23 protein-coding genes are annotated in these 24,877 nt (G+C 71.7%); 16 read left to right on the top strand and 7 right to left on the bottom strand.

Annotation, left to right across the window (positions count from 1 at the left end; translation table 11 throughout):
* Positions 1–22: 22 nt before the first annotated feature.
* Positions 23–568: a YbjN domain-containing protein gene (locus B6R96_RS17085; RefSeq protein WP_030383721.1), complete on the top strand. Its 546-nt coding sequence runs from the start codon at positions 23–25 to the stop codon at positions 566–568.
* A 3-nt stretch (positions 569–571) separates the two neighbouring features.
* On the opposite strand, the gene B6R96_RS17080 is transcribed toward B6R96_RS17085, so the two are convergent.
* The gene (locus B6R96_RS17080; RefSeq protein WP_081522868.1) at positions 572–1,762 is read right to left on the bottom strand and encodes a hypothetical protein; all 1,191 of its coding nucleotides are present in this window, start codon (positions 1,760–1,762) and stop codon (positions 572–574) included.
* 162 nt (positions 1,763–1,924) lie between these two features.
* A complete protein-coding gene (locus tag B6R96_RS17075; RefSeq protein ID WP_443069909.1) occupies positions 1,925–3,115 on the bottom strand; it encodes a pyridoxal phosphate-dependent aminotransferase in 1,191 nt (396 codons plus the stop codon).
* A 247-nt stretch (positions 3,116–3,362) separates the two neighbouring features.
* On the opposite strand from B6R96_RS17075, the gene B6R96_RS37275 reads away from it, so the two are divergent.
* The 13 genes from B6R96_RS37275 to B6R96_RS17010 all read left to right on the top strand — a co-directional run bounded on the left by B6R96_RS37275 (position 3,363) and on the right by B6R96_RS17010 (position 16,734).
* On the top strand, positions 3,363–3,518 hold the full coding sequence (locus tag B6R96_RS37275) for a hypothetical protein (protein WP_159396335.1): 156 nt from the start codon (positions 3,363–3,365) through the stop codon (positions 3,516–3,518).
* Positions 3,519–3,816: 298 nt separating this feature from the next.
* Positions 3,817–4,362, top strand: coding sequence for a DUF2617 family protein (locus tag B6R96_RS17065; RefSeq protein WP_053701135.1), 546 nt, complete (start codon positions 3,817–3,819; stop codon positions 4,360–4,362).
* Between the two features lie 115 nt (positions 4,363–4,477).
* A complete protein-coding gene (locus B6R96_RS17060; protein ID WP_030383717.1) occupies positions 4,478–6,121 on the top strand; it encodes a polyamine aminopropyltransferase in 1,644 nt (547 codons plus the stop codon).
* A 32-nt stretch (positions 6,122–6,153) separates the two neighbouring features.
* Entirely contained in the window at positions 6,154–6,948 is a 795-nt protein-coding gene (locus B6R96_RS17055) for an SRPBCC family protein (RefSeq protein ID WP_081522866.1), read from the top strand.
* Between the two features lie 31 nt (positions 6,949–6,979).
* Positions 6,980–7,768, top strand: coding sequence for an aldose epimerase family protein (locus tag B6R96_RS17050; RefSeq protein ID WP_053701133.1), 789 nt, complete (start codon positions 6,980–6,982; stop codon positions 7,766–7,768).
* 31 nt (positions 7,769–7,799) lie between these two features.
* Positions 7,800–8,363: an orotate phosphoribosyltransferase gene (pyrE, locus tag B6R96_RS17045; RefSeq protein WP_081522865.1), complete on the top strand. Its 564-nt coding sequence runs from the start codon at positions 7,800–7,802 to the stop codon at positions 8,361–8,363.
* A gap of 240 nt (positions 8,364–8,603) precedes the next feature.
* Complete coding sequence (fbaA, locus tag B6R96_RS17040) at positions 8,604–9,626, top strand: class II fructose-bisphosphate aldolase (RefSeq protein ID WP_081522864.1); 1,023 nt, start codon at positions 8,604–8,606, stop codon at positions 9,624–9,626.
* Between the two features lie 238 nt (positions 9,627–9,864).
* The gene (locus B6R96_RS17035) at positions 9,865–10,278 is read left to right on the top strand and encodes a DUF3151 domain-containing protein (protein WP_053167184.1); all 414 of its coding nucleotides are present in this window, start codon (positions 9,865–9,867) and stop codon (positions 10,276–10,278) included.
* A 165-nt stretch (positions 10,279–10,443) separates the two neighbouring features.
* Positions 10,444–11,298, top strand: a complete 855-nt coding sequence (locus B6R96_RS17030; RefSeq protein WP_030383711.1) for a tryptophan 2,3-dioxygenase family protein — start codon at positions 10,444–10,446, stop codon at positions 11,296–11,298.
* A 49-nt stretch (positions 11,299–11,347) separates the two neighbouring features.
* Positions 11,348–12,571 (top strand): kynureninase, encoded by a 1,224-nt coding sequence (gene kynU / locus B6R96_RS17025; RefSeq protein WP_081525132.1) that lies wholly within the window; start codon positions 11,348–11,350, stop codon positions 12,569–12,571.
* Between the two features lie 171 nt (positions 12,572–12,742).
* Entirely contained in the window at positions 12,743–13,621 is an 879-nt protein-coding gene (locus B6R96_RS17020; protein ID WP_081522863.1) for an alpha/beta hydrolase, read from the top strand.
* A gap of 150 nt (positions 13,622–13,771) precedes the next feature.
* Entirely contained in the window at positions 13,772–15,439 is a 1,668-nt protein-coding gene (locus B6R96_RS17015; RefSeq protein ID WP_159040171.1) for a hypothetical protein, read from the top strand.
* Positions 15,440–15,645: 206 nt separating this feature from the next.
* On the top strand, positions 15,646–16,734 hold the full coding sequence (locus tag B6R96_RS17010) for a S1C family serine protease (protein ID WP_081522862.1): 1,089 nt from the start codon (positions 15,646–15,648) through the stop codon (positions 16,732–16,734).
* A gap of 33 nt (positions 16,735–16,767) precedes the next feature.
* Here the strand turns inward: B6R96_RS17010 and B6R96_RS17005 are convergent, their stop codons facing one another.
* From B6R96_RS17005 to B6R96_RS16990, 4 genes are all read right to left on the bottom strand, one after another.
* Positions 16,768–17,748, bottom strand: coding sequence for an MASE1 domain-containing protein (locus B6R96_RS17005; RefSeq protein WP_081522861.1), 981 nt, complete (start codon positions 17,746–17,748; stop codon positions 16,768–16,770).
* A gap of 70 nt (positions 17,749–17,818) precedes the next feature.
* Positions 17,819–18,643, bottom strand: a complete 825-nt coding sequence (locus B6R96_RS17000; RefSeq protein WP_030383705.1) for a PP2C family protein-serine/threonine phosphatase — start codon at positions 18,641–18,643, stop codon at positions 17,819–17,821.
* A gap of 146 nt (positions 18,644–18,789) precedes the next feature.
* Positions 18,790–19,278, bottom strand: coding sequence for a carboxymuconolactone decarboxylase family protein (locus B6R96_RS16995; protein WP_053167174.1), 489 nt, complete (start codon positions 19,276–19,278; stop codon positions 18,790–18,792).
* A 242-nt stretch (positions 19,279–19,520) separates the two neighbouring features.
* Entirely contained in the window at positions 19,521–20,804 is a 1,284-nt protein-coding gene (locus B6R96_RS16990) for an adenylosuccinate synthase (protein ID WP_030383703.1), read from the bottom strand.
* 184 nt (positions 20,805–20,988) lie between these two features.
* Here B6R96_RS16990 and B6R96_RS16985 point away from each other — a divergent pair, with 184 nt between their 5' ends.
* Complete coding sequence (locus tag B6R96_RS16985; protein WP_053701129.1) at positions 20,989–21,822, top strand: hypothetical protein; 834 nt, start codon at positions 20,989–20,991, stop codon at positions 21,820–21,822.
* Positions 21,798–22,475: a hypothetical protein gene (locus tag B6R96_RS16980; RefSeq protein WP_159396334.1), complete on the top strand. Its 678-nt coding sequence runs from the start codon at positions 21,798–21,800 to the stop codon at positions 22,473–22,475. The genes B6R96_RS16985 and B6R96_RS16980 overlap by 25 nt, the downstream gene beginning before the upstream one ends.
* Here the strand turns inward: B6R96_RS16980 and B6R96_RS16975 are convergent.
* Positions 22,460–24,856 (bottom strand): ATP-binding cassette domain-containing protein, encoded by a 2,397-nt coding sequence (locus B6R96_RS16975; protein WP_081522859.1) that lies wholly within the window; start codon positions 24,854–24,856, stop codon positions 22,460–22,462. The genes B6R96_RS16980 and B6R96_RS16975 overlap by 16 nt on opposite strands.
* Positions 24,857–24,877 lie beyond the last annotated feature (21 nt).

The raw sequence follows: 24,877 nt of genomic DNA, 5'->3' as shown, positions 1-24,877 counted from the left end.
TCCGCACGAAGGGAAGTACACGGTGAGCATCGACCCGGCCTCGATTCCGAACTTCGGAGGGCAGCAGCCCGAACCGCAGGCCACAGGACCGGCGGGCCCCGTCGTCCCCGACCAGGATCTGGTCAAGCAGCTGCTGGAGCAGATGGAACTCAAGTACGTCGTCGACGACGAGGGTGACCTCGCGGCGCCGTGGGAGGAGTTCCGTACCTACTTCATGTTCCGCGGCGAGGACGAGCAGCAGGTTTTCTCTGTGCGTACCTTCTACGACCGTCCGCACAAGATCGACGAGAAGCCCCAGCTTCTCGAGTCGATCGACGACTGGAACCGCCGCACCCTGTGGCCGAAGGTCTACAGCCACACCCACGACGACGGCTCGGTCCGCCTGATCGGTGAGGCGCAGATGCTGATCGGCACCGGCGTCAACCTGGAGCACTTCGTGTCCTCCACGGTCAGCTGGGTCCGCGCGTCCATCGAGTTCGACAAGTGGCTCGTCGAGCAGCTCGGCCTGGAGCAGGACATCGACTCCGCCGACGGCGACGACGACAGCAACGGCGACGCCAGCAACTAGCCGTTACAGCGGCACGCGGGCGACCAGCAACAGGTACAGCCCGTAGCCGTACGAGAGCCCGGCCACCACCGCGGTCACCATGACCGCGGTGCGCGGCCGGGCTCTCGCCATGACCGCGGCCACCGGCAGGAGCAGCGGGAAGGCCGGCAGCAGGAAGCGCGGCTTGGACTCGAAGAAGCCCGCCCCGCCGTAGGCCATCACCAGCAGGACCGCGGTGTACGCGAGCAGCGGCAGCGGGGTGCGGTCCAGGAGCAGCGAGGCCGCCAGCAGCCCGGCGGCGGCCAGCAGGACCACCGTCACGGTGGTGGCGAGCGGCACGTGCCCGCCGGTCAGCACCCGCTCCGCCGAGCGCAGCGCCCCGATGCCGAAGTCGAAGCGCGATCCCCAGCTGCGCTGCACGGCGAAGTATCCGCCGAGCGGGTCGTCCACCTTCAGCCCGACGCCGAGGACGTACGCCGCCCAGCCCGCCGGCGCCAGCAGCCCGGCCAGCCACACCTCGGGTTCCCGGGATCTTCGTACGACGATCTCGTGGAGGGCCATGGCCGAGACGGCGGCCGCGACGGCCAGCCCGGTGGGCCGGGTCAGCCCGGCCAGTACGGCGAGGCCCGCGGCCCACAGCCAGCGGCCGCGCAGCAGGGCGTGCAGCGCCCACGCGGCGAAGGCGGCCAGCAGGGCCTCGGTGTAGGCGAGGGTCAGCACCACCGCGTGCGGCAGCGCCGCCCACAGCCCGACGAGCAGCAGTCCGGCGCGCGGGCCGATCACCCGCTCCCCGACCCGGTAGATCCCGAGGGCGGCCACCCCGGCGGAGACCCAGGCGACGAGGAGCGCGGCGGGGACCGTCCCGCCGGGCAGTACCTCGGAGACGACCCGTACCAGGGTCGGGTAGAGCGGGAAGAAGGCGAGGTCGCTCTGCACGGGCCCGGTGCCGGTGGCGGCCTCGGGCCACATCAGGGTCCGCCCGTAGCCGTGGGCGGCGATCCTGAGGTACCAGTCGGAGTCCCAGGACCGGCCGAGCACCTTGAGCGGATCCCGCCCGGCCCACCAGGCCCCGAGGGCGAGCACCAGCACCCCGGCCCCGCGCACGGCGGCGAACACCCCGAGCGCTATCACGGTGGTGGGCGCGGCGGACCGTACGGCCCTGACCGCGCGCATCTCCAGCGGCGACGCGGACACGGCCGCTCTGCCCGTTGCCATGAATCCCGACTTTCCGGCTCGCCGTGGTGGGTCCGCTCACCCGTTGGTGAGGGCTTGGGGCAGGTGCACGACGCACAGCTTCACACCGGCCACACAACCCCGCAAGGACGCTTGGTGACCGGCACGCGAACGCCCGCTCCGGACGGAATCCGCGCCGCGCCCCTAAAGCTCCCGCAGCCGCTCCACGGCCTCCCGCAGGACTTCCTCGCGCTTGCAGAAGGCCCAGCGGACCTGGGTGGCGCCCGCGGACTTGTCGTCGTAGAAGACCTGGTTCGGGATGGCGACCACGCCGCAGCGTTCGGGGAGGGCGCGGCAGAAGGCGAGGCCGTCCTTCTCGCCGAGGGGGGTGATGTCCGTGGTGATGAAGTAGGTGCCCTGCGGGCGGTAGACCTCGAAGCCGGCCGCCGCCAGGCCGTCGGCGAGGATGTCGCGCTTGGCGGCCAGGTCCGCGCGGAAGGTGTCGTAGTACGCGTCGGGCAGGGCGAGGGCCTCGGCGATCGCGTACTGGAAGGGGCCCGAGGAGACGTAGGTGAGGAACTGCTTCGCCGAGCGGACCGCCGTGACCAGTTCCGGGGGCGCGGTGACCCAGCCGACCTTCCAGCCCGTGAACGAGAAGGTCTTGCCGGCCGAGGAGATGGTGACCGTCCGCTCGCGCATGCCCGGCAGGCCCGCCAGGGGGGTGTGGGCGCCTTCGAAGACCAGGTGCTCGTACACCTCGTCCGTGACGACCAGCAGGTCGCGCTCGACGGCCAGCTCGGCGACCGCGGCGAGTTCGGCCGGGGTCAGGACGGTGCCCGTCGGGTTGTGCGGGGTGTTCAGGAGCAGCAGGCGGGTGCGCGGGGTGACGGCGGCGCGCAGTTCGTCCAGGTCGAGGACGAAGGCTCCGGCGTGCGGGCGCAGGGTGACGGGGACGCGCACCGCGCCGGCCATGGCGATGCAGGCCGCGTACGAGTCGTAGTACGGCTCCAGCGCGATGACCTCGTCACCCGGTTCCAGCAGGGCGAGCAGGGACGCGGCGATGGCCTCCGTGGCGCCGGCGGTGACGAGGACCTCGGTGTCGGGGTCGTACGCGAGGCCGTAGAAGCGCTGCTGGTGCGCGGCGATCGCGGTGCGCAGCTCCGGGACGCCGGGCCCCGGCGGGTACTGGTTGCCGAGTCCCGTGAGGACCGCGCGGGAGGCCGCCTGCGCGATCTGCGCGGGACCGTCGGTGTCGGGGAAGCCCTGGCCGAGGTTGATCGAACCGGTGCGGCCGGCCAGCGCCGACATCTCCGCGAAGATCGTCGTGCCGAAGGCCGCGAGGCGGCGGTTCAGGAAGGGGCGGTCGCTGCTCACGGGTGCGCTCATGGGCGTCATCCTGCGGGCAACCTCTGGACTTCCTCAAGTGTGCTTTGGGTCGTACGGGCCGTGGGCATCCCCCCTTCACGCAGGACGCGGGGATCCTGCTCCCCCGGGAAGACCGGGGTGTGAGAGAGGTGGCGGACATGGGGTTCGTCTTCGTTTTCGTGGTGATCGTGGCTCTCTTCGTGGTGGTCCTCCTGAACGCGCTGGGCCGGTCGTCCAGGCGGCGGACCCGGTCCGGCCGCCGGGGCCGCGGCAGCTGGTGGGCGGACGGCGGCTCCTCGTCGAACTCGGGCTGCGGGTCGTCCTCCTCCAGCTGTGGCTCCTCCTCGTCGTGCGGGGGATCGTCCTCCTCGTGCGGCGGCGGTGGCGGGTGCGGCGGATCCAGCTGACGCGGGGCCGCGGGCACCGCGTGTGACGAGGGCGTTCGACGGCCTGACTGCCGCCGGGCGCCCTCTTGTTCGTCGATGCATGACGACGCGCGGGGCGCAACCTGTTGAACACGTGAACTGCGGAGCCCCCGGGGGGATGTAAACCCGTTCAAGTTGGGTAAAAACGCTGTGAGTGCCGTGCCTTTCATGATTCCCTCGGTTGAGTAGACCAGTCCTCGGACCTCCCTGGACTTCCTGTGGACCCGTGCCGGTTTCCCCCCACCCGTGCTTGCTACCGCTGGCGGGCCCCGGCCCATCTCCCTCGCGCGTTTGCGGAGCCGACTCATGCTCACGACCCTCCAGACCTCATACACCGACACGCGTGCCGCCGATCTCGCCTGGGCCCTGGGTCGGGACCGGCTGCCCGCCCTGGCCGTACTGAACCTCGAACTCTCGGGGGCGAAGGTGGAGTTGCGCCTGCTCGGGGCCTCCCACCAGGTGCTCCTGGAGGAGGGGGAGGTGCTCTGCTCGGAGACGGTCGCCTGTATGCCCGGCAGCAGCACGCCGCTGCCGCTCGGCGTGGCCAAGCGGGTCGGCGACTGGGAGTACGAGTTCGCCGCGCGGGTCGAGACCCTGTCGCGCGGGTCCTTCGCCGGGCGGGCCCAGGAGCTGCTCGCATTGGTGGCGGACCACCCGAACGGGCTAGCGGGGACCTTTCCCGGAAGTCCGCACGCCTTCACCGCCATGCTCGCGCAGCGCTTCGAGGGGCAGGTGCGCTGGCGGACCTGGCACGCGTACCCGCAGGAGGGCCAGCTGGTGGCCACCCGCACGCGGGTGGGCGTACGGATGGGGGCACCCGCGACGGCGCTGGAATCACCCGCGCTGCTGTAGCGGGCGCCGGGGCGCGATTATCCCGCCCTGGTTACGCCAACTGGCGGGATCAGCACCCCACTTGCACCCATGTGGGTGACCGGATGCGAGTGGGCGGTGACGTACGGTTCGCTTCATGATCGACCGTTCCGTCCCGCGCCGGGTGCTCCCGGCCCCGGAGCCTCGGCGCGCCGCGACCGTCCCGGCCGCCCTGCCCGTACGGCCCCGGACCGGCCGACTCCTCGTCCTGGCCACCGTGTTCATCTGCGCCGCCTGCGGGCTCGTGTACGAGCTGGAGCTGCTCGCCCTCGGCACCTATCTGATCGGTGACTCCGTCACCCAGGCGTCGGTCGTCCTGTCCGTCATGGTCTTCGCCATGGGCGTCGGCTCCCTGCTCGCCAAGCGCTTCCGCCACCGGCCCGCCTTCGGCTTCGGCGCCATCGAGGCCGGGCTCGCCCTCCTCGGCGGGCTCTCGGCCATAGCGCTGTACGCGAGCTTCGCCTGGCTGGGGGAGTCCCGCCCCGCGCTCGTCGCCTTCTCCTTCGCGATCGGGGTGCTCATCGGCGCGGAGATCCCGCTGCTGATGGTCCTCATCCAGCGGATCCGCAGACAGGACGCGGGCGGAGCCGTCGCCGACCTGTTCGCCGCCGACTACGTGGGCGCCCTCGTCGGCGGCCTCGCCTTCCCCTTCCTGCTGCTCCCGATGCTCGGCCAGCTCACCGGCGCCATGGTCACCGGCACCGTCAACGTGATCGTCGGGGGCGGGCTGGTCCTGTGGCTGTTCCGCCGGGACCTGAGCAGGCGCTGCCGCTGGCTGCTGGTCGCCGCGAACGTGACCGTACTGGCCGTGCTCGCCTCCGCGACGGTCCTCGCCGACGACTTCGAGCGGACCGCCCGGCGCGCCGTATACGGCGGGGAGGTGCGGGTCGCCGTCCAGACCGGGGTGCAGGAACTGGTGCTCACCGGGCCGTCGACCGGCTCCCCGCGCTCCCTCGACCTCTACCTCGACGGGCGGCTGCGGGTCAGCGGCTACGACGAGTACCGGTACCACGAGGCCCTGGTCCACCCCGCGATGACCGGACCGCACGCCCGCGTCCTGGTCCTCGGCGGAGGCGACGGGCTCGCCGCCCGCGAGGTGCTGCGCTACCGGGACGTCTCCTCCGTGACCGTCGTCGAGCTCGACCCGGGCGTGGTCCGCCTGGCCCGCACCGATCCGATGCTCTCCGCGCTCAACGCCCGGGTCTACGAGGACCCGCGGTTGGCCGTGGTCACCCAGGACGCCTTCCGCTGGCTGCGGGGACCGGCCGCCGGCGACGGCTTCGACGTCATCGTCTCCGACCTCCCGGACCCGGGCATCACCCCCAGTACGAAGCTGTACTCGCAGGAGTTCTACGGGCTGGCCGCGCGGGCCCTGCGCCCCGGGGGCCGGATCGCCGTGCACGCCGGACCGCTCGCCACGCGTCCGCGTGCGTACTGGACCGTCGACTCCACCCTCCGCGCGGCCGGGCTGCGCACCGCCCCCTACAGCGCGGGCGGCCGCCTCACGGGCTTCGCCGCCGGCCCCGACCGCACCCCGCTCGGGGTGACCGACGCACCGCCGCAGGACTGGGGCTTCGTCCTGGCCGCCCGGGACCAGGACCCGCCCCTGCGCGTGGACCGCGACACGCCCGCGCTGCGCTCCCTGTCGACCCGCTCCCTGCAGGACGCCGCACGCGACGCGGAACGCACCCGGGTGCCCGGACTTCCCCCGTCGACCCTGCCGCACCCGCGGTATTCGTGACCCGGTGCGGTCTCGTCGGTAGGCTCGACCGCATGGAGCATCAGGTGTTCGTTCCGGTACCGGCAGACGATCTCCGCGCCGTGCTGCGCGACCCCGCCCGGGTGGCCCGGTGCGTGCCGGGACTCCAGCAGGACGCCGACACCGACGCCGGGCCGGTCTCGGGCCGGCTCAAGGTCCGCGTCGGCGGGAGCACCGTGACCTACCGGGGGGCCCTGACCGTCACCGAGCGGGACCCCGGGCACTTCGCCTTCGACGGCGAGGGGACGGAGGTCCGGGGACGCGGGACCGTGAAGTTCGCCCTGGAGCTGCGGCTGACACCCGTCCCGGAGGGGACCCGGCTGGACTTCACCGCCACGGCCACCGCCGACGGGCGCGCCGCCGCCTTCCCGCCCGAGGCCACGGCCACGGCCCTGCAGCGGCTGCTGGACCGGGCGGCCGGGCAGCTGACCCTCGGGTCCGCGCCCGACGACCCGGTGGCCGAGTCCGAGTCCGTGGCCGGCGGGGGCGCGGACGACGTCTCCGAGGTCAGCGCCTCCCTGTTCGAGACCGAAGTGCCGCCTCCTTCCCTGGACCCCTTCCTCGCCGGTCAGTTCGACAGCACCGACGGGGCCCCGCAGCCCCCGGCCGAGGCCGCCCATGCCCGCCGCACCATGATCGGCCGCAGTGCGGAGGAGGTGGACCACGCGCCGCCGCGCGGCCGGTACGCCCCGGTCCCCGCGCCCGCCTCCGCCACCGCCGGCGACAGCCTGCGCTGGATCGCCCCGGCCGCCGCCCTCGCGCTGGCCTCGGCCGTCGTGATCGGCCGGGCCCTGCGCCGTCGTCGCTGAACGGCGGGCCCGCCGCATTAGGGTCGACCGCATGAGTACGCAACTGAGCGCCGGCGGCGCCGAGGTGACGGTCGACCAGGAGAACGGCTGCCGGATCAGCAGCCTGCGCATCGACGGGACGGAACTGCTGCGCCAGGGTCCCAGGTACGGGGCCTTCCCGATGGTCCCGTGGTGCGGCCGGGTCGCGAACGGGCGGTTCCGCGACGGCGCGACCGTCCATCAGATGCCGCTCAACCACCCGCCGCACGCGCTCCACGGCTTCGCCCGCGACGCACCCTGGCGCCCGGCCGGAGCCGGCGCCACCGAGGCCGCCTTCGCCTACGACCTCACCGACCCGTGGCCGTACCACGGCCGGGTGACCCAGGTCGTCTCGCTCGCCGAGGATTCGCTGACCCTCACGATGGGCGTCGAAACGTACGGGGACTCCTTCCCGGCCCAGGTCGGCTGGCACCCCTGGTTCCTGCGCAACCTCGAGGCGGGCGGCCCCGACGCGGAGGTCTCCTTCGAGCCCGCATGGCAGGAGGAGCGCGGCGCCGACCACATCCCCACCGGCAACCGCATCGACCCGAAGCCCCGCCCCTGGGACGACTGCTTCGGGATGCCGCACGGCGTCGACGTCACCCTCACCTGGCCCGGTGCCCTCGAGCTGCGGGTCACCAGCCGGGCCGAATGGGTGGTCATCTACGACGAGGAGCCCGAGGCGGTCTGCGTGGAGCCCCAGTCGGGCCCGCCGAACGGGCTGAACACCCTCCCGCGCCTGGTCACCCCGGTGGATCCGCTGGAGGTCTCCACCACCTGGACCTGGCGCCGTCTCGGCTAGCGACCCCTCGGGCCCCCTTAAGCTCAGGGGCATGAGTGACGTCAATGAAGTAACGCCGTCAGGCACACGCGATGCGCTTCTGCAGCAGATCAAGGACAAGGCCGTCGTGCACGGCAAGGTGACCCTCTCCTCCGGGCTGGAGGCCGACTACTACATCGACCTCCGCCGGATCACCCTCGACGGCGAGGCGGCCCCGCTGGTCGGTCAGGTCATGCTCGACCTGACCGCCGAGCTCGCATTCGACTGCGTCGGCGGTCTGACCCTGGGCGCCGACCCGGTCGCGACCTCGATGCTGCACGCCTCCGCCGCACGCGGTCAGCGCTTGGACGCCTTCGTCGTCCGCAAGGCGCAGAAGGCCCACGGCATGCAGCGCCGCATCGAGGGCACCGACGTGAAGGGCAAGCGCTGCCTGGTCGTCGAGGACACCTCGACCACCGGCGGGTCCCCGCTGACCGCCGTCGAGGCGGTCCGCGAGGCCGGCGGCGAGGTCGTCGCCGTCGCGACGATCGTCGACCGCGGTGCGGCCGGCGCCATTGCCGAGGCCGGTCTGCCCTACCTCACCGGGTACCGCCTCGGGGACCTCGGCCTGTCCTAGGTCCGGCCACCGCGCGAACTGGTGAAGAAGGTCCGCGGCCGCCCCTGCGAGTGGTCTGACCTGGCGAAACACGGCGGCCCGGGATGTTTCACGTGAAACATCCCGGGCCGTTCGCCCACCACGTGAGACCGGCGGGCTGGACCCCCGCGCCGAGTCTGGAAAGATAGGCGCGACGATGACGTCGCCCCCAGGTCAGGGCCCGCAATAAGCACACTCCCCGCACATCCAAGGAGCGGACAGATGCCCATCGCAACCCCCGAGGTCTACAACGAGATGCTCGACCGGGCGAAGGCAGGCAAGTTCGCCTACCCGGCCATCAATGTGACCTCCTCCCAGACCCTGCACGCTGCCCTGCGCGGCTTCGCGGAGGCCGAGAGCGACGGCATCATCCAGATCTCCACCGGTGGTGCGGAGTTCCTGGGTGGCCAGCACAACAAGGACATGGTCACCGGCGCGGTCGCCCTGGCCGAGTTCGCGCACATCGTGGCCGCCAAGTACGACATCACGGTCGCCCTGCACACGGACCACTGCCCGAAGGACAAGCTGGACGGCTACGTACGTCCGCTGCTCGACATCTCCGCCGAGCGCGTGGCCCGCGGTCTGAACCCGCTCTTCCAGTCGCACATGTGGGACGGTTCCGCCGAGACCCTGGCCGACAACCTGGCCATCGGCCAGGAGCTGCTCGCCAAGGCCGTCGCCGCCAAGATCATCCTTGAGGTCGAGATCACCCCGACCGGTGGCGAGGAGGACGGCGTCAGCCACGAGATCAACGACGAGCTGTACACGACCGTCGACGACGCGATCCGCACCGCCGAGGCCCTCGGCCTGGGCGAGAAGGGCCGCTACCTGCTGGCCGCCTCGTTCGGCAACGTGCACGGCGTCTACAAGCCGGGCAACGTCGTCCTGCGCCCCGAGCTCCTCAAGGACCTCCAGGCCGGTGTCGCCGAGAAGTACGGCAAGGCCTCGCCGTTCGACTTCGTCTTCCACGGCGGTTCGGGCTCCACGGCCGAGGAGATCGCCACCGCGCTGGAGAACGGCGTCGTGAAGATGAACCTCGACACCGACACCCAGTACGCCTTCACCCGCCCGGTCGTCGACCACATGTTCCGCAACTACGCGGGCGTCCTGAAGGTCGACGGCGAGGTCGGTACGAAGTCCAAGTACGACCCCCGCACCTGGGGCAAGGCCGCCGAGGCGGGCATGGCCGCGCGCGTCGCCGAGGCGTGCGCGAACCTGCGCTCCACGGGCACCAAGCTGAAGTAGTCGGCCGCAGCGAGCCGTACCGAAGGGCCCGGCCCCCGTCCCGTGACGGAGGCCGGGCCCTTCGGCGTTCGCCCCGGCGAGTGGCCGCGCAGGGAGGTGAACACCCGCTCGGTGACGGTGTGAACCGCCCCCGCACGGGGCCCCGCAGAGGCCCTCGGCCCCGGGTCCGTGCCGCCCCGTACGAGGACGCGGCGTACCGCCGCTCAACCCGGGGGCGGCGGCCCGGCAGACTGGGGGCATGTCCATTCACCAGAACCTGCTCGGGGGCCCCGCCCCCACCCACCTGCCCGACGAGCCGGGCCGCGAGGCCATCGCCGCCGGCACCCCCGCCGTCGAGGTGGCCGCCGCGCACCCCACGTCGTCGCTCGCCTGGGCGGTCCTTGCCGACGAGGCCTTCGCCGCCGGCAACACGGTCGAGTCGTACGCCTATGCCCGTACGGGTTACCACCGCGGCCTCGACGCCCTGCGCCGCGCCGGGTGGAAGGGCCACGGCCCGGTGCCGTGGGAGCACGAGCCGAACCGCGGCTTCCTGCGCGCCCTGAACGCCCTGGCCCGCGCGGCCGAGGCCATCGGCGAGAAGGAGGAGTACGAGCGCTGCTCGACCTTCCTGCGCGACTCCTCCCCGACGGCGGCGGACACGCTGAGCGCCTGATCCCGTACGGCGGGGAGTGACGCGACCGAAATAGTGTGGTCTGCGTCACTCTCCGCTGGAGCGCGGCCGCGACAGGGTCCTATGATGCGGGCAGGGGACCGGGGCTCCACTCACCTCACGGAAGGGGCGGACCGCTACCCGGAAGCACGTGTCGAGGAGACAGCGATGTCGAAAACCCTTGATGCCTCCGGAGTCGGCGGGTCGGACACCCCGAACCTCGACTTCGACGGCACGACCCCGTACGAGGACTACGTCCAGGCGGACGTTCTCACCCACCTCCAGCACCTCCGTTCGGACGACCCGGGCGAGATGGTCTTCCTGGTCACGACCCAGGTCATGGAGCTGTGGTTCACGGTCATCGTCCATGAGTGGGAAACCGCCACGAAGGCCCTGCGCGAGGACCGCATCCCGGTCGCGATGGATGCGCTGAAACGTTCACTCCGCGAGCTGGAGGCCCTCAACGCCTCCTGGCGCCCGCTGGCCCAGCTCACCCCGGGGCAGTTCAACGCCTACCGCTCCGCCCTCGGCGAGGGCTCCGGTTTCCAGTCGGCGATGTACCGCCGGATGGAGTTCCTGCTCGGCGAGAAGTCCTCCTCCATGCTGGTCCCGCACCGGGGCGCCCCGCGCGTCCACGCGGAGCTGGAGAAGGCCCTGCACGAGCCCAGCCTCTACGACGAGGTGCTGCGCCTGCTCGCCCGCCGCGGGCTCCCGGTCCCGGACGCCGTCCTGAACCGCGACCTCTCCCTGCGCTACGAGCCCTCGGCCGAGGTCGAGGCCGTCTGGACCGGCCTGTACGCCGCCCCGGACACGCCCGAGACCGTGGACCTGCACCGCCTCGGCGAGGTCCTCACCGATGTCGCCGAGCTCGTCTGGCGCTGGCGCAACGACCACTTGGTCGCCACCCGCCGCGCCATGGGCGCGAAGACGGGCACGGGCGGCTCGGCCGGTGTGACCTGGCTGGAGAAGCGGGCGACGAAGAACGTCTTCCCGGAGCTCTGGACGGCCCGCAGCTATGTCTGACGACTCCACCGTCACAGCGGCGGACACGAAGGACACGGCGCAGGACACCATGCAGGACACCGCGGAGCACACGGCGAAGGACGCCTCGGCGGACCTGCGCAGCCGTGCGGCCGAGCTGGACGCCGCGGACGGGCTGGCGAAGCTGCGCGAGCGCTTCACCCTCCCCGACGGGGTCGTCTACCTGGACGGCAACTCCCTCGGCGCCCTGCCGGCCGGGGTCGCGGACACCACCGCCGACGTCGTCGCCAGGCAGTGGGGCGAGCTCCTCATCCGGTCCTGGGACGAGAGCGGCTGGTGGACCGCGCCCGAGCGGATCGGCGACAAGCTGGCCCCGCTCGTCGGCGCGGCCCCCGGCCAGGTGGTCGTCGGCGACTCCACCAGCGTCAACCTCTTCAAGGCCCTGGTCGGCGCCGCCCGTCTCGCGGCCCCCGGCCGGACCAAGATGCTGGTCGACGCCGCCACCTTCCCCACCGACGGCTACATCGCGCAGTCGGCGGCCCGGATGACGGGCCTGACCGTCGTCCCGGTGGACCCCTCGGACGCGGCCGAGGCCATGGACGCGGACACCGCCGTGGTGCTCCTCAACCACGTCGACTACCGCAGCGGACGGCTCCACGACCTGCCCGCCCTCACCGCGGCGGCCCGCGCCGCCGGGGCGATCACGGTCTGGGACCTGTGCCACTCCGCCGGCGCCCTGCCGGTCGGTCTGGACGAGCACGCCGTCGACCTCGCGGTGGGCTGCACGTACAAGTACCTCAACGGCGGCCCCGGCGCGCCCGCGTACCTGTACATCGCCGCCCGCCACCAGGCCGGCTTCGACTCCCCGCTCCCGGGCTGGAACGGTCACGCGGACCCCTTCGCGATGACCCCGGCGTTCGAGGCGGCGCAGGGCGCGACCCGCGGCCGCGTCGGCACGCCGGACATCCTGTCCATGCTGGCCCTGGAGTCGGCGCTCGACGCCTGGGACGGGGTGTCCGTCGAAGCGGTACGGGCCAAGTCCCTCGCCCTGACCGACTTCTTCCTCGAGTGCGTGGCGGCGTACGTCCCGCAGGGCCGGGTCGAATCGGTCACCCCGGACGAGCACGAGCGCCGCGGCAGCCAGATCTCGCTGCGGACCGAGAACGCCCGCGAGGTCATGGGCGAGCTCATCTCCCGGGGCGTCATCGGCGACTTCCGCGCACCCGACGTCCTGCGCTTCGGCTTCACCCCGCTCTATGTCGGTTTCGCCGACGCCGAGCGTGCCGCGCGCGCACTGGGTCACGTTTTCGGGTGACTCGGTAGCGAAACGTCACATCACCGGGCGGGCGGGGCTACGGCTCCGTCCGCCCGGTCATATTCCGGGACCTGCACGGAACGGCCCGTTCCAGACTGATACGGTCCCGCTCTGCCGAAACACCGGAACATCTGTCCCCGCTGTCCCACGCGTTACCGAGAGGTTGAGCCGATGACGGACCCCGCCGCAGTGGAACGGGACGCCGCCGAGGCCGCCTCGGCCTTCGCCCATCCGGCCGTGGCACCGGACGCGACCGCCGCGTACGGGGAACACCCCGACCACGTCGTCGACTTCTACGCCCCGCGCGGCGAGACCCGGGGCCCGGCCCCTCTGGTGGTGCTGCTGCACGGCGGTGCGTGGCGGGCCCCGTACGACCGGCAGCACGTCACGCCCTTCGCGGACTTCCTGGCCCGGCGGGGTTTCGCGGTCGCCAACGTCGAGTACCGGCGCGGCAGTACCCTGCCGCACCAGAACGCCGAGGGTCCGGTCGCCGGGCGCTGGCCGGAGACCTTCGACGACGTCGCCGCCGCGATGGACGCCCTCCCGGCGCTGGCGGCCACCGCGCTCCCGCAGGCCGATGTCCGCCGCACGGTGGTCACCGGCCACTCGGCGGGCGGCCACCTCGCGCTGTGGGCCGCGGCCCGGCACGTGCTCGCGTCCGACTCCCCGTGGCGGCTGCCCTCCCCGCCGATGCTGCGCGGTGTGGTGGCACTGGCGCCGATCGCGGACTTCACGGTGGCGCAGGAGCTGGGCGTGTGCGGCGGCGCGAGTGCGCAGCTGCTGGGCGGGGCGGAGCACTGGGAGGAGCGACTGCCGTACGCCGATCCGGCGGCGCTGCTGCCGACGGGGATCGCCACGGCGGTGGTGCAGGGCCGGGACGACATCGTGGTCCCGCAGCAGGTGGCCGAGGCGTACGTGGCGGCGGCCGCGAAGGCCGGGGAGATGGTCGGGCTGACGCTGCTGGACGCGGTGGGTCACTTCCCGCTGATCGATCCGGCGGCGGACGCGTGCGCGGTGGTCGCCGAGGAGATCTCGCAGCTGGCCTGGTAGGTCCCGCAGATTCCGAAGGGGGCATTGTGCGCACTGTCGGACAGAATCACGCCAACTCCCCGCACTCAGAAGGAAATTCCTGATCACACCCGGAAGGATTGTGTACTCTGGAACTTCAATACTGAGCACGTTCAAAAAATGGGGGGGCCGGTGCGCAGTCGCCGTCTCGTAATTTCCGTTGCCGTCATCGCGGCCACGCTCGGTCTCGCGCCGGGCATGGCCCAGGCGGCCGAGCCCGTGGCGCCGCCCGTGTCGGCGCCGAAGCTCGACCTCGACAAGGCCGCGGCGTCGAACTTCAAGACGTTCAGGAGCCCTGCCGAGAAGTCGGTCCGCAAGACCCTGCCGGCTGCCAAGGGGAAGGCAGTCGCGGCCGAGGGCAACCCGGGCCTGAACGTCGTCCTGGCGGCCACGAGCACCACGGCCCACGGGCTGGAGCTGGTGACCGACCTGATCAGCGAGAACGCGTCGCTGACCGTCACCGTCGAGTGGGGCGACGGGCAGCAGAGCGTCGTCGCGGCCTCCGGTGCCGGCCCGCTGACGCACCGGCACTCCTACGCGGAGCTCGGCGAGTACAACATCAAGGTCACGGTGACCGACACCGCGAACGCGGTCCAGGTCGTCAACGAGCTCCCCTACGGCACCGCGGGCTCGGAGTTCACCCCGCTGGCTCCCACGCGCCTCCTGGACACCCGTACCGGGCTCGGCGGGCCCCAGGGCGCCGTGTGGTCCTCCGGTACCGCCCGGGTGAAGGTCGGCGGCAACGCCGGCATCCCCGAGGGGGTCACGGCGGTCGTCCTCAACGTGACCGCCACCGAGACCAGCGACTCCGGCTTCGTCACCGCCTTCCCGGAGGGCGGGGTCCGCCCGAAGACGTCCAACGTCAACTGGGAGAAGGGTCAGACCGTACCGAACCAGGTCATCGTGCCGGTCGGCAAGAACGGCTACGTCGACCTGTACAACGGCAGCTGGACCGGCTCGGCCCACCTGATCGCCGACGTCACCGGCTACTTCACGACGAAGTCGGCCAGCGGCTACACCTCGATGACCCCGGCCCGCTTCGTCGACACCCGCGAGGGTCTCGGCACGTACCGCGGCAAGCTGGGCGGCCAGGGCTCCTTCAGCACCCAGATCAGCGGCCTGCGCGGCGTGCCCCACGGCGTCACCGCCGTCGCGCTGAACGTCACCGTCACCGACCCGGGCAAGTACGGTCACCTGACCGTCTACCCGAGCGGCCAGGCGGCGCCGGACACCTCCAGCCTGAACTTCGCCGCCGGGCAGACCATCGCCAACTCGGTGATCGTGCCGGTCGGCAAGGACGGCAAGATCAGCTTCCGCAACGGCGCCTACGCCGGTATCGACGTTGTCGTCGACGTGGTCGGCTTCTACAGTCCGGACAGCAGGGGCTCCTTCGTCCCGATCTCCCCGGTCCGCCGACTGGACACCCGCGAGCCCAAGGACGCCTTCCACGGGAAGATCCCCGGCGGCTACTTCCTGCCCGTGCCGTTCACCCCCGACGCCGCGGAGGACGGGATCTCGGGCTACGTGCTGAACACCACGGTCACCAACACGGCCAACACCGGCTACCTGTCCGTCGCCCCGGACCCGAACTCGATCGAGGACTACCGCAACGGGACCACCGATCCGGTGGACGCCCCCGGTTCCTCCACCCTGAACTGGACGACCGGCAAGACCGTCGCGAACCTGGTCCAGGCGAGCTCCGGTGAGAACGGCATCGTCGACTTCTTCAACCAGAGCTGGGAGGAGTGGGCGACCGCCGACCTGGTCGTCGACGTCTTCGGCTACTACGAGACCAACTAGTCCGTCGTGTGAGGGCGCCCCGGGATCCGCTCCCGGGGCGCTTTTGCGCGTTCCGGACGCCGGTGTCCCCGAATCCGTGTCCCCGTATCGGGCCCCACCGACGGCCCGTCACTTCGTGCAACGCTCAACCAACCGTCTGCCAGGACACGTCGGGCACCCGGGACTAGCCTGAAAGAGGGATCCGACCTCTGGAAGGTTGCGGACCTATGAAGGTGCAGCGCAGCGGCGCCGTGTTGGCCGCCGCGACAGTGGTGCTCGGGGCCCTGTCCTTGCCGTCCGCCCGGGCGGACGACAAGGACCCCAAGAAGATCTACGAACAGGCGGCGCCCGCCACCGTTCGCGTCGTCGGGAAGTACTCCGAGGGGAGCGGCTTCGTCTACGACGCGGACAGGGGGCTCATCGTCACCAATGCCCATGTGGTCGCCGACGAGCCCTCCCTGAAGGTCGCGGTCGGGGACCAGCCCCCGGCAGCCGCCCGGGTGATCGGCATCGATCCCTGCGAGGACCTGGCGGTCCTGGCGTTCACCTCGAAGCCTGCGGAGCTGAAGGCCCTGGAGTTCGACAAGAGCAAGGAGGTCGAGGTCGCCGACACGGTCACCGCGCTCGGCTACCCGGCAGGGCTCGGCCAGGCGGACCAGAAGGCCATCTACACGGCCGGCTCGGTGCAGAACCCGAACGTCGTGGACGCCGAGCCCTCCACCTCGATGCCGCGCTATCCCGCCACGATCCAGCACTCCGCGACCGTGAACGCGGGCAACTCCGGTGGCCCGCTGCTCAACGGCGAGGGGAAGGTCGTCGGGATCAACTCGCTGGCCGCCACCGGGGAAGTGCAGGGGCAGTTCTACGCCATCAGCGCCGATCACGCCCGTCCGGTGATCGACAGCCTGGCCTCCGGAGTCATGAAGAACGACCCCGGTTGGCGGCTCCTGGCCCTGGACGACCCGGAACTCGGCGCGAACTTCGTCGAGGAGGAGCAGGCCGAGGCGGAGCAGACCCAGAAGAAGCTGATGGACAAGGGTGTGACCGGGGTGTTCGTCGTCAGCACCCGGACGAACTCGCCCGCGGCCAAGGCCAACCTGGGCACGTACGACGTCGTCACTGCGATCAAGGACACCCCGGTGTCCACGGTCGCCGAGGTCTGCGACGTGCTCCAGTCCTCCTCGGCCGGCGAGAAGATCCCGCTGGAAGGCGTGTACTCCGCCAACGCCGACGGCAAGGAGACCAAGTTCGGTGAAGCCTGGTCGGCCGACCTCGTCCTCGAAAAGGGCGGGTCCACCCCCACTCCCAGCCGCTGAGCGAGCTGCCCGGAGGTGCCCGGTACGGCGCGTCTAGCCGTCCGGCTCCGTCCAGCGGTCCGACGTTCCCGGGGCCAGGTGTTCCACCAGTTCGGCCAGGTCCTCGCAGACCTGCTCGATCTTCAGCCGCACATTGTTCTGCTCGGTGACCAGAGCCGCCAGCAGCAGCCCGGTCAGGGCCGCAGCGCCGTTGAGCCCCTGGAGGTTGATCATGACCTCCAGGAGGCTGTGATCGGCGAAGGGCCCGGCGTGGTCGGTGGCCGCCGAGATCGCCAGGACCGAGACCAGGAGGGTGACCGGGGCGCTCCCGGCGAGCTGGAAGCGGACGGCCGCCCAGATGATCACGGGGAAGACGAGGAAGAGCAGCGAGAGGCTGCTCCGGGTGGCCACCAGGGTGACGACGACGACCGTGATCGCCAGCGCCGCCGCCTCGGCCGCGCGGTAACCGTCCAGGGGCCGCCGGGCCGCCACGACCCTGGGCAGCACGAGCAGCAGCGGGGTCAGCACCAGCACACCCATCGCGTCCCCGGCCCACCAGGCGGTCCACACGGGCCAGAACTGCGACATCGGCAGGTCGCCGGTGAGCACCAGCGTCCAGGTTCCGATCGTGGCGCTGATGAGCATGGGCCACAGGCCGCCCAGGAAGACCAGCGCCAGCGCGTCCCGCAGCCGGTCCAGCTCGGTACGGAAACCGGCCTTGCGGAGCATCAGGTACGCGCACACCGGGGCGAGGACGTTCCCCGCGACGATGATCAGACCGGGCGGGTCGAAATCGGTGAGCCGCTCGATGGTGAGGTACGTACCGAGCGCGATCCCCGGCCAGGCCCGCAGGCCCAGCCACAGCAGGGCGGTCACGGCGACTCCGGTCGGCAGCCACAGGGGCGTGACCTCGGCACCGCCCACGACCACGCGCTGGTAGAGGCCGATCAGTCCGCCCGCGTAGTAGGCGAGGGCGACGGCGAGGATCGGCAGCAGAGCTGCGGGCAGACGTCGCCATCCCTCGGTGCGCACCACAGCATCAGACAACAGGCCGAGGCCCGGGCGGGCCGTGACACGCGCTACCGCGCTCTACCTCTACCGTGCGCTACCGGGGTCCGAAGGCGTCGTGGCTGAGGACGAGCACGGCGGCGTCATCGGTGTGGCCGGTGGAGTCGGCCACCTTCATCACCTCGGCGGCCAGCTCGCCCGGATCGGTGCCCGCGGCCTCCCGGACCACCTGGGCCACCCGCTCCAGTCCCACCTCGATCGGGAACTTCGGCCCCTCCACCACGCCGTCCGTGAGCAGGACGATCGACCCCGCCTTCGTCAGGCGGCGCCGGGTGACGGCGTAGCCCGCCCCGGGCATCAGGTTCAGCGGCAGGCCGCCGTCGTCCTCGGCTATGCCGTAGGCGCCGTCGACGGTGGCCCAGACCGCCGGGACATGGCCGGCCCGGGCGGTCTCCAGCTCCCGGGTCTCCGGATCGAAGCGGAGCAGGGTGCAGGTCGCGAAGAGCTCGCGGTCCATGGAGAGCAGCACCTCGTTGGCCCGGCTCAGCACCTCGCCCGGATCGACGACGACACCGGCCACGGCACGCAGACAGATCCGCACCTGCCCCATGAAGGCGGCCGCCTCCACGTCGTGCCCCTGGACGTCACCGATGCAGAAGGCGAGCGCACCCTCCGGCAGCTTGAAGCCGTCATACCAGTCGCCGCCGATGTCCAGGCCGTGCCGGGCCGGCGAGTACCGGGCCGCGGTGCGCAGGCCCGGCAGCGCGGGCAGGGAGGCGGGCAGCATCTCGCTCTGCAGCGCCTCGGCCAGGTCCACCCGGGCCTGCTGGAGCTCCACCCCGCGGCGGGCCTGGTCGGCGAGCCGTCCGAGGGTGCTGAGCAGGTCGGCGCTGGCCGCCCGCGGGGCACGGCGAGGACTCACGGAACGCTCCGAGATGCATCCATCCGTCCCTGCTTCCGCTGCGTGCACAGCCCGTGCACATCATATTTCCGCCCACCCGGAACCCGCCCCCCGAGAGCCGGCCCGCCCTGCTGGGGCGGGCCGAGGCCCCCGCCGGGGGGTGGGGGCTAGTCCCACTGCTCGTCGGCCAGCGAGGCGACCGGCTGCGGCTTGCCGATGACCGCCAGGGCGATGAAGAAGTTGATCTGCCCGATCGCGATCGTGAGGGTGGCCAGGGCCTTCTCGTCGTAGTGCGCGGCGACCTCGGCGTACAGCTCGTCGGTGACCCGCTCCCGCCCGTGCGGGGCGGGCTGGAGGGTGGCCTCCACGAGGGCGAGGGCGGCGCGCTCGGCGTCCGTGAAGTAGGGGGCGTCCTGCCAGGAGGAGACGGCGGTGATGCGCTCCTCGGACTCCCCGGCCTTGCGGAGGAAGCCGGTGTTCAGGATGGTCAGGTAGGTGTTGCCGACGATCTGCCCGGCCCGCAGGTGGACCAGGCTCATGGTGGTGCGCGGGACCGAGCGGTTGCCCGTGGCCCGGAACAGGGCGGCGCTGATGTCGTTCAGCTCGGGGACGAACTCGGCCGGGTTGGGCATCCGCGAGATGGAGGTGTTCGCCATGTCTGCTGTCCTTCGGTCGGTGTCGGGGCGACTCCCGATCGGGGTCTCGATCGGGGTCCACACCGCACTGACCCATGCGCGCGCCCGAATGTGACAGGGGACGGGAAAATTTCGTCCGGCACTTTTTCGCGGCCACCGCGGCCGGCGCGGCCCCCCCCGGTGAACGCCGAAGGGGCGGCGGGCGCGGATGCGCCTGCCGCCCCTTCGGGGGTCCGGTCGGGACTGCCCGGGACTGCCCGGTACTAGAGGAACGAGTTGATCTCGATCGTCTCGGTACGGCCGGGGCCGACGCCGATCGCGGAGATCGGGGCGCCCGACATCTCCTCCAGGGCCTTGACGTACGCCTGGGCGTTCGCCGGCAGCTCCTCGAAGGTCTTGGCCTTGGTGATGTCCTCGGACCAGCCGGGGAGGTATTCGTAGATCGGCTTCGCGTGGTGGAAGTCCGTCTGCGAGTACGGCAGCTCCTCGACGCGCTTGCCGTCGATCTCGTACGCGACGCAGACCGGGATCTGCTCCCAGCCGGTCAGTACGTCCAGCTTCGTCAGGAAGAAGTCCGTGAGGCCGTTCACGCGGGTGGCGTAACGTGCGATCGGCGCATCGAACCAACCGCAGCGGCGGTCACGTCCGGTGGTCACGCCGCGCTCGCCGCCGATGCGGCGCAGGTCCTCGCCGTCCTGGTCGAACAGCTCGGTCGGGAACGGGCCCGCGCCGACCCGGGTCGTGTAGGCCTTGAGGATGCCGATGACACGGCTGATCTTCGTCGGGCCCACGCCGGTACCGGTGCAGGCGCCGCCGGCGGTCGGGTTGGACGAGGTGACGAAGGGATAGGTGCCGTGGTCGACGTCGAGCAGCGTGCCCTGGCCGCCCTCGAACAGCACGACCTTGTCCTCGTCCAGCGCGTTGTTGAGGATCAGGGTGGTGTCGGCGACGTACGGCTTGATCTGCTCCGCGTACTGGAGCATCTCCTCGACGATCTGGGCGGCGTCGATCGCGCGGCGGTTGTACAGCTTCGCGAGGAGCTGGTTCTTGCCCTCCAGCGCCGCCTCGACCTTCTGGATCAGGATCGACTCGTCGTAGAGGTCCTGGACGCGGATGCCGATGCGGTTGATCTTGTCCGCGTACGTCGGGCCGATGCCGCGACCGGTCGTACCGATCTTGCGCTTGCCCAGGAAACGCTCGCCCACCTTGTCGAGGGTCACGTTGTACGGCGTGATCAGGTGCGCGTTGCCGCTGATGAGCAGCTTGGAGGTGTCGATGCCGCGCTCGTTGAGGCCGCGCAGCTCGGAGAGCAGGACGGCCGGGTCCACGACGACACCGTTACCGATGACCGGGGTGCATCCGGGGGAGAGGATGCCGGAAGGGAGAAGGTGCAGTGCGTACTTCTGGTCGCCCACGACGACCGTGTGGCCGGCATTGTTGCCGCCCTGGTAGCGCACTACATAGTCAACGGATCCACCGAGCAGGTCGGTGGCCTTTCCCTTGCCCTCGTCACCCCACTGAGCTCCGAGCAGCACAAGAGCGGGCACAGGCGTACACCTCTTCCGGATGGGGCATGTCCAAGGTCAGGGGGCGTACGACGATGTACACCGCAGGCTGAGCCGTCGGACCGGTACCCCGGAATAGACGAAGGCCCTGGCGCAATAGCGCAAGGGCCTCTTGCACAAAGATGCTACCCGAGGAAGGACCGAGGTGTCGGCTCCAGAGCCCACCATGAGCCATGCGGGCGCGCCGGTAGGCGGTCTGCTCGTGCTCGTCGACCCGGTCGCCCGCCGTCTTGACGGCGAGTCCGTGCGGATCGCGAAGGATGTGTTGTCAGCGGGCGCGGCAGCGAAAATCTGCCTCCCGGATTCGCAGGAGGAATTTGCGCGGGCGCTTGCCCGCCGGGGTCATCGGCGGCTGGTGATCGTCGGTGACGATCGGGCGCTGGTGCGCACCGTGGGGCTGTTGCACCGGGAGCGGGGGCTGGGCGAGGGACCTCTGGCGCTGGTTCCCGTGGGCCCGGTGGGGTCGCTGGGGCTGGCGAGGTCCCTCGGCGTGCCACTTTCGGCCGTCTCCGCGGCCCGGGCGGTGCTCGACGGGTCGGTGCGGATCTGCGACCTGCTGGTCGACGACAGCGACGGGGTGGTGCTGGGCGCGCTGCGGATCCCGCCGGTGCACGGGGTCCCGCGGCCCGCGGGGCCGTCGGTGTGGAGTGCGTACCGCTCGCTGGTGCGGACGCTGGTCCGCCCGGTGGCGGCGGCCGGCGGCACGGGCACGAGCCGTCACCGGCTGCGCGTCGAGGCCGACGGGGTGGTGCTGGCCGACCTGGACCGGCCCGTGGAGGACGTCTCGGTTCGCACGCGGGACGACGGCGGCCCGGCGGAGGTCGTGGTGCGCACCGGCGGCGGCGCCACCGCCGACTCGACGGTGACGGTGAGGGCGCAGACGGTGACGGTGTCGGGCGCGGACTTCCGCTACCGCGCCGACGCGGCGATGACCGGACCGGTCCGCCGCCGTACGTGGACCCTGCGGCCGGGGGCATGGACGCTGACCGTGCCCCGGTGACGGACGGGGCGCTGGGCGAAGCGGGCGAGGCGGGCGAGGCGCTGGGCGAGGCGGGCGGGGCGCGTGAGGCGCTCGGCGAGGCGCTGGGCGACTGGCGGCGCGATGCGCTGCTGCTCTGCCTGCTGCCGGTGTTCTGCTGGCCCGCGCTGGTCGCCGCCGTGCTCGGCCGGCCGCCGGTGCTGGTGGCGGCGCTGTGCGCGGCGCTGGCCCCGGTGCTGCTCGGAGCACGGGAACTGCACGCCGCCCGGCGGGTCCGGCGCGCGCTGCGGGACCCCGCCGTGCGCTGGACCCCGTACGAGGCCGTCGTGGTCCGCGCGCGGTGGCGGCCGCCCGTGCTGGTCCTGGCCGGCGGGCGGCACGTACTGACCCTGGGGGTGCTGGGCCGCCGGGTGCTGCCGCCGCGCCCGTGGCCCCGTACGGCTGCCGCTCCGGCCGTCGTGGTGGTGCGGTGCGCGGGTGACCCGGCCGTGGGCGGGGCCCTGTGGGCCCCGCATTCCGGCGCGCTGGGCTACGCCCGGCCCGCGCGCCCCGCCCGTGCCCGGGTCCTCTCCCGCGGGCGAGGGCGAGGGCGCGGCCCTGGCGCAGCCGTGACGACCCGGACGGGGCCCGGCGACCGGTACGCGCCGGACGGCGGCGGTCAGGCGCCGACGTAGGCCGCGAGGTGTTCCCCGGTGAGGGTGGAACGGTCCGCCACGAGGTCGGTGGGGGTGCCCTCGAAGACGATCCGGCCGCCGTCGTGGCCGGCGCCCGGCCCGAGGTCGATGATCCAGTCGGCATGCGCCATGACGGCCTGGTGGTGCTCGATGACGACGACCGACTTGCCCGAGTCGACCAGCCGGTCCAGCAGGCCGAGCAGCTGCTCCACATCGGCGAGGTGCAGGCCGGTGGTCGGCTCGTCGAGCACGTAGACACCACCCTTCTCCGCCATGTGGGTGGCCAGCTTGAGTCGCTGCCGCTCGCCGCCGGACAGCGTGGTGAGCGGCTGGCCGAGGCTGAGGTAGCCGAGCCCGACGTCGGCGAGCCGGGTGAGGATGCGGTGCGCGGCGGGGGTGTGCGCCTCGCCGTCGCCGAAGAACTCCACGGCCTCGGTCACCGGCATCGCGAGCACCTCGCTGATGTCGCGGCCGCCGAGGTGGTACTCCAGCACCGATGCCTCGAAGCGCTTCCCCTCGCACTCCTCGCAGGTGGTGCTGACCCCGGCCATCATCGCGAGGTCGGTGTAGATGACGCCGGCGCCGTTGCAGTTGGGGCAGGCCCCCTCGGAGTTGGCGCTGAACAGGGCCGGCTTCACCCCGTTGGCCTTGGCGAAGGCCTTGCGGATCGGGTCGAGCAGCCCCGTGTACGTCGCCGGGTTGCTCCGGCGCGAACCGCGGATCGCACCCTGGTCGATCGAGACCACGTCCGCGTCCGGGGAGAGCGACTTGTGCAGGAGTGAGCTCTTGCCGGAACCGGCGACGCCGGTGACGACCGTGAGCACGCCGAGCGGGATGTCGACGTCGACGTCGCGCAGGTTGTTCGCCGTCGCACCGCGGATCTCCAGCGCGCCGGTGGCCTTGCGCACCGACGGCTTGAGCTTCGCCCGGTCGTCGAGGTGGCGGCCGGTGATGGTGCCGGCGGAGCGCAGTCCCGCGACGGTGCCCTCGTAGCAGACGGTGCCGCCCTCGGTGCCCGCGCCGGGGCCGATGTCGACGACGTGGTCGGCGATCGCGATGGTCTCCGGCTTGTGCTCGACGACGAGCACCGTGTTGCCCTTGTCGCGCAGCCGCAGCAGGAGGTCGTTCATGCGCTGGATGTCGTGCGGGTGCAGGCCGATGGTGGGCTCGTCGAAGACGTAGGTGACGTCGGTGAGCGAGGAGCCGAGGTGGCGGATCATCTTGACGCGCTGTGCCTCGCCGCCGGAGAGGGTGCCGGACGCCCGGTCGAGCGAGAGGTAGCCGAGGCCGATCTCCACGAAGGAGTCGAGGGTCAGTTGCAGGGCGGTGAGCAGCGGGGCCACCGAGGGCTCGGTGAGGCCGCGGACCCACTCGGCCAGGTCGCTGATCTGCATGGCGCAGGCGTCGGCGATGCTGATCTTCTTGATCTTCGAGGACCGGGCGCCCTCGCTGAGCCGGCTGCCGCCGCACTCGGGGCAGGTGGCGAAGGTGACGGCGCGTTCCACGAAGGCCCTGATGTGGGGCTGCATCGCTTCCTTGTCCTTGGACAGGAAGGACTTCTGGATCTTGGGGATGAGGCCCTCGTAGGTGAGGTTGACGCCCTCGACCTTGACCTTGGTGGGCTCCCGGTAGAGGAAGTCCTGCATCTCCTTCTTGGTGAACTTGCGGATCGGCTTGTTCGGGTCGAGGAATCCCGACTCGGCGTAGACCCGTACCGTCCAGAAGCTGTCGGACTTCCATCCGGGAATGGTGAAGGCCCCCTCGGCGAGCGACTTGGAGTCGTCGTAGAGCTGGGCGAGGTCGATGTCGGAGACCGAGCCGCGGCCCTCGCAGCGCACGCACATGCCGCCGGTGCGGGAGAAGGTCGCCTTCACGGTCTTCGTCCTGTCGGCGCCGCGTTCGACCGTGATCCCGCCGCTGGCGCGGACGGAGGCGACGTTGAAGGAGTAGGCGCTGGGCGGGCCGATGTGCGGCTTGCCGAGCCGGCTGAAGAGGATGCGCAGCATCGCGTTGGCGTCGGTGGCGGTGCCGACCGTGGAGCGGGGGTCGCCGCCCATGCGCTGCTGGTCGACGGTGATCGCGGTGGTCAGGCCGTCGAGTACGTCGACCTCGGGGCGGGCCAGCGTCGGCATGAAGCCCTGCACGAAGGTGCTGTAGGTCTCGTTGATCATCCGCTGGGACTCGGCGGCGATGGTGTCGAACACCAGCGAGCTCTTGCCGGAGCCGGAGACTCCCGTGAACACCGTGAGCCGGCGCTTGGGGATCTCGATGCTGACGTCCTTGAGGTTGTTCACGCGCGCACCGTGCACGCGGATCAGACCGTGGCTGTCGGCGGCGTGCGGCGTCTGCGGCGTGCGGTCCGGCTCGGTGGCCCTGCTCATCGTGTCTCCATTTCTCGGGCG

The sequence above is a fragment of the Streptomyces sp. Sge12 genome (assembly GCF_002080455.1).
Classification (GTDB): Bacteria; Actinomycetota; Actinomycetes; order Streptomycetales; family Streptomycetaceae; genus Streptomyces.
The sequence above is the reverse complement of the archived record's forward strand: the minus strand, read 5'-3'. Positions and strand labels throughout refer to the sequence as shown.

What these genes read in the sequence shown, in the direction of transcription:
- B6R96_RS17035 (WP_053167184.1), top strand. Translation starts at nt 9,865, where the DNA reads ATGTCCATTCACCAGAACCTGCTCGGGGGCCCCGCCCCCACCCACCTG.
- B6R96_RS16980 (WP_159396334.1), top strand. Translation starts at nt 21,798, where the DNA reads ATGGACGCTGACCGTGCCCCGGTGACGGACGGGGCGCTGGGCGAAGCG.
- B6R96_RS17065 (WP_053701135.1), top strand. Translation starts at nt 3,817, where the DNA reads ATGCTCACGACCCTCCAGACCTCATACACCGACACGCGTGCCGCCGAT.
- B6R96_RS17060 (WP_030383717.1), top strand. Translation starts at nt 4,478, where the DNA reads ATGATCGACCGTTCCGTCCCGCGCCGGGTGCTCCCGGCCCCGGAGCCT.
- B6R96_RS17020 (WP_081522863.1), top strand. Translation starts at nt 12,743, where the DNA reads ATGACGGACCCCGCCGCAGTGGAACGGGACGCCGCCGAGGCCGCCTCG.
- B6R96_RS17055 (WP_081522866.1), top strand. Translation starts at nt 6,154, where the DNA reads ATGGAGCATCAGGTGTTCGTTCCGGTACCGGCAGACGATCTCCGCGCC.
- B6R96_RS17030 (WP_030383711.1), top strand. Translation starts at nt 10,444, where the DNA reads ATGTCGAAAACCCTTGATGCCTCCGGAGTCGGCGGGTCGGACACCCCG.
- B6R96_RS17010 (WP_081522862.1), top strand. Translation starts at nt 15,646, where the DNA reads ATGAAGGTGCAGCGCAGCGGCGCCGTGTTGGCCGCCGCGACAGTGGTG.
- B6R96_RS16985 (WP_053701129.1), top strand. Translation starts at nt 20,989, where the DNA reads ATGAGCCATGCGGGCGCGCCGGTAGGCGGTCTGCTCGTGCTCGTCGAC.
- B6R96_RS17050 (WP_053701133.1), top strand. Translation starts at nt 6,980, where the DNA reads ATGAGTACGCAACTGAGCGCCGGCGGCGCCGAGGTGACGGTCGACCAG.
- B6R96_RS16975 (WP_081522859.1), bottom strand. Translation starts at nt 24,856, where the DNA reads ATGAGCAGGGCCACCGAGCCGGACCGCACGCCGCAGACGCCGCACGCC.
- B6R96_RS17075 (WP_443069909.1), bottom strand. Translation starts at nt 3,115, where the DNA reads ATGACGCCCATGAGCGCACCCGTGAGCAGCGACCGCCCCTTCCTGAAC.
- kynU (WP_081525132.1), top strand. Translation starts at nt 11,348, where the DNA reads ATGCAGGACACCGCGGAGCACACGGCGAAGGACGCCTCGGCGGACCTG.
- B6R96_RS16995 (WP_053167174.1), bottom strand. Translation starts at nt 19,278, where the DNA reads ATGGCGAACACCTCCATCTCGCGGATGCCCAACCCGGCCGAGTTCGTC.
- fbaA (WP_081522864.1), top strand. Translation starts at nt 8,604, where the DNA reads ATGCCCATCGCAACCCCCGAGGTCTACAACGAGATGCTCGACCGGGCG.
- B6R96_RS17080 (WP_081522868.1), bottom strand. Translation starts at nt 1,762, where the DNA reads ATGGCAACGGGCAGAGCGGCCGTGTCCGCGTCGCCGCTGGAGATGCGC.
- pyrE (WP_081522865.1), top strand. Translation starts at nt 7,800, where the DNA reads ATGAGTGACGTCAATGAAGTAACGCCGTCAGGCACACGCGATGCGCTT.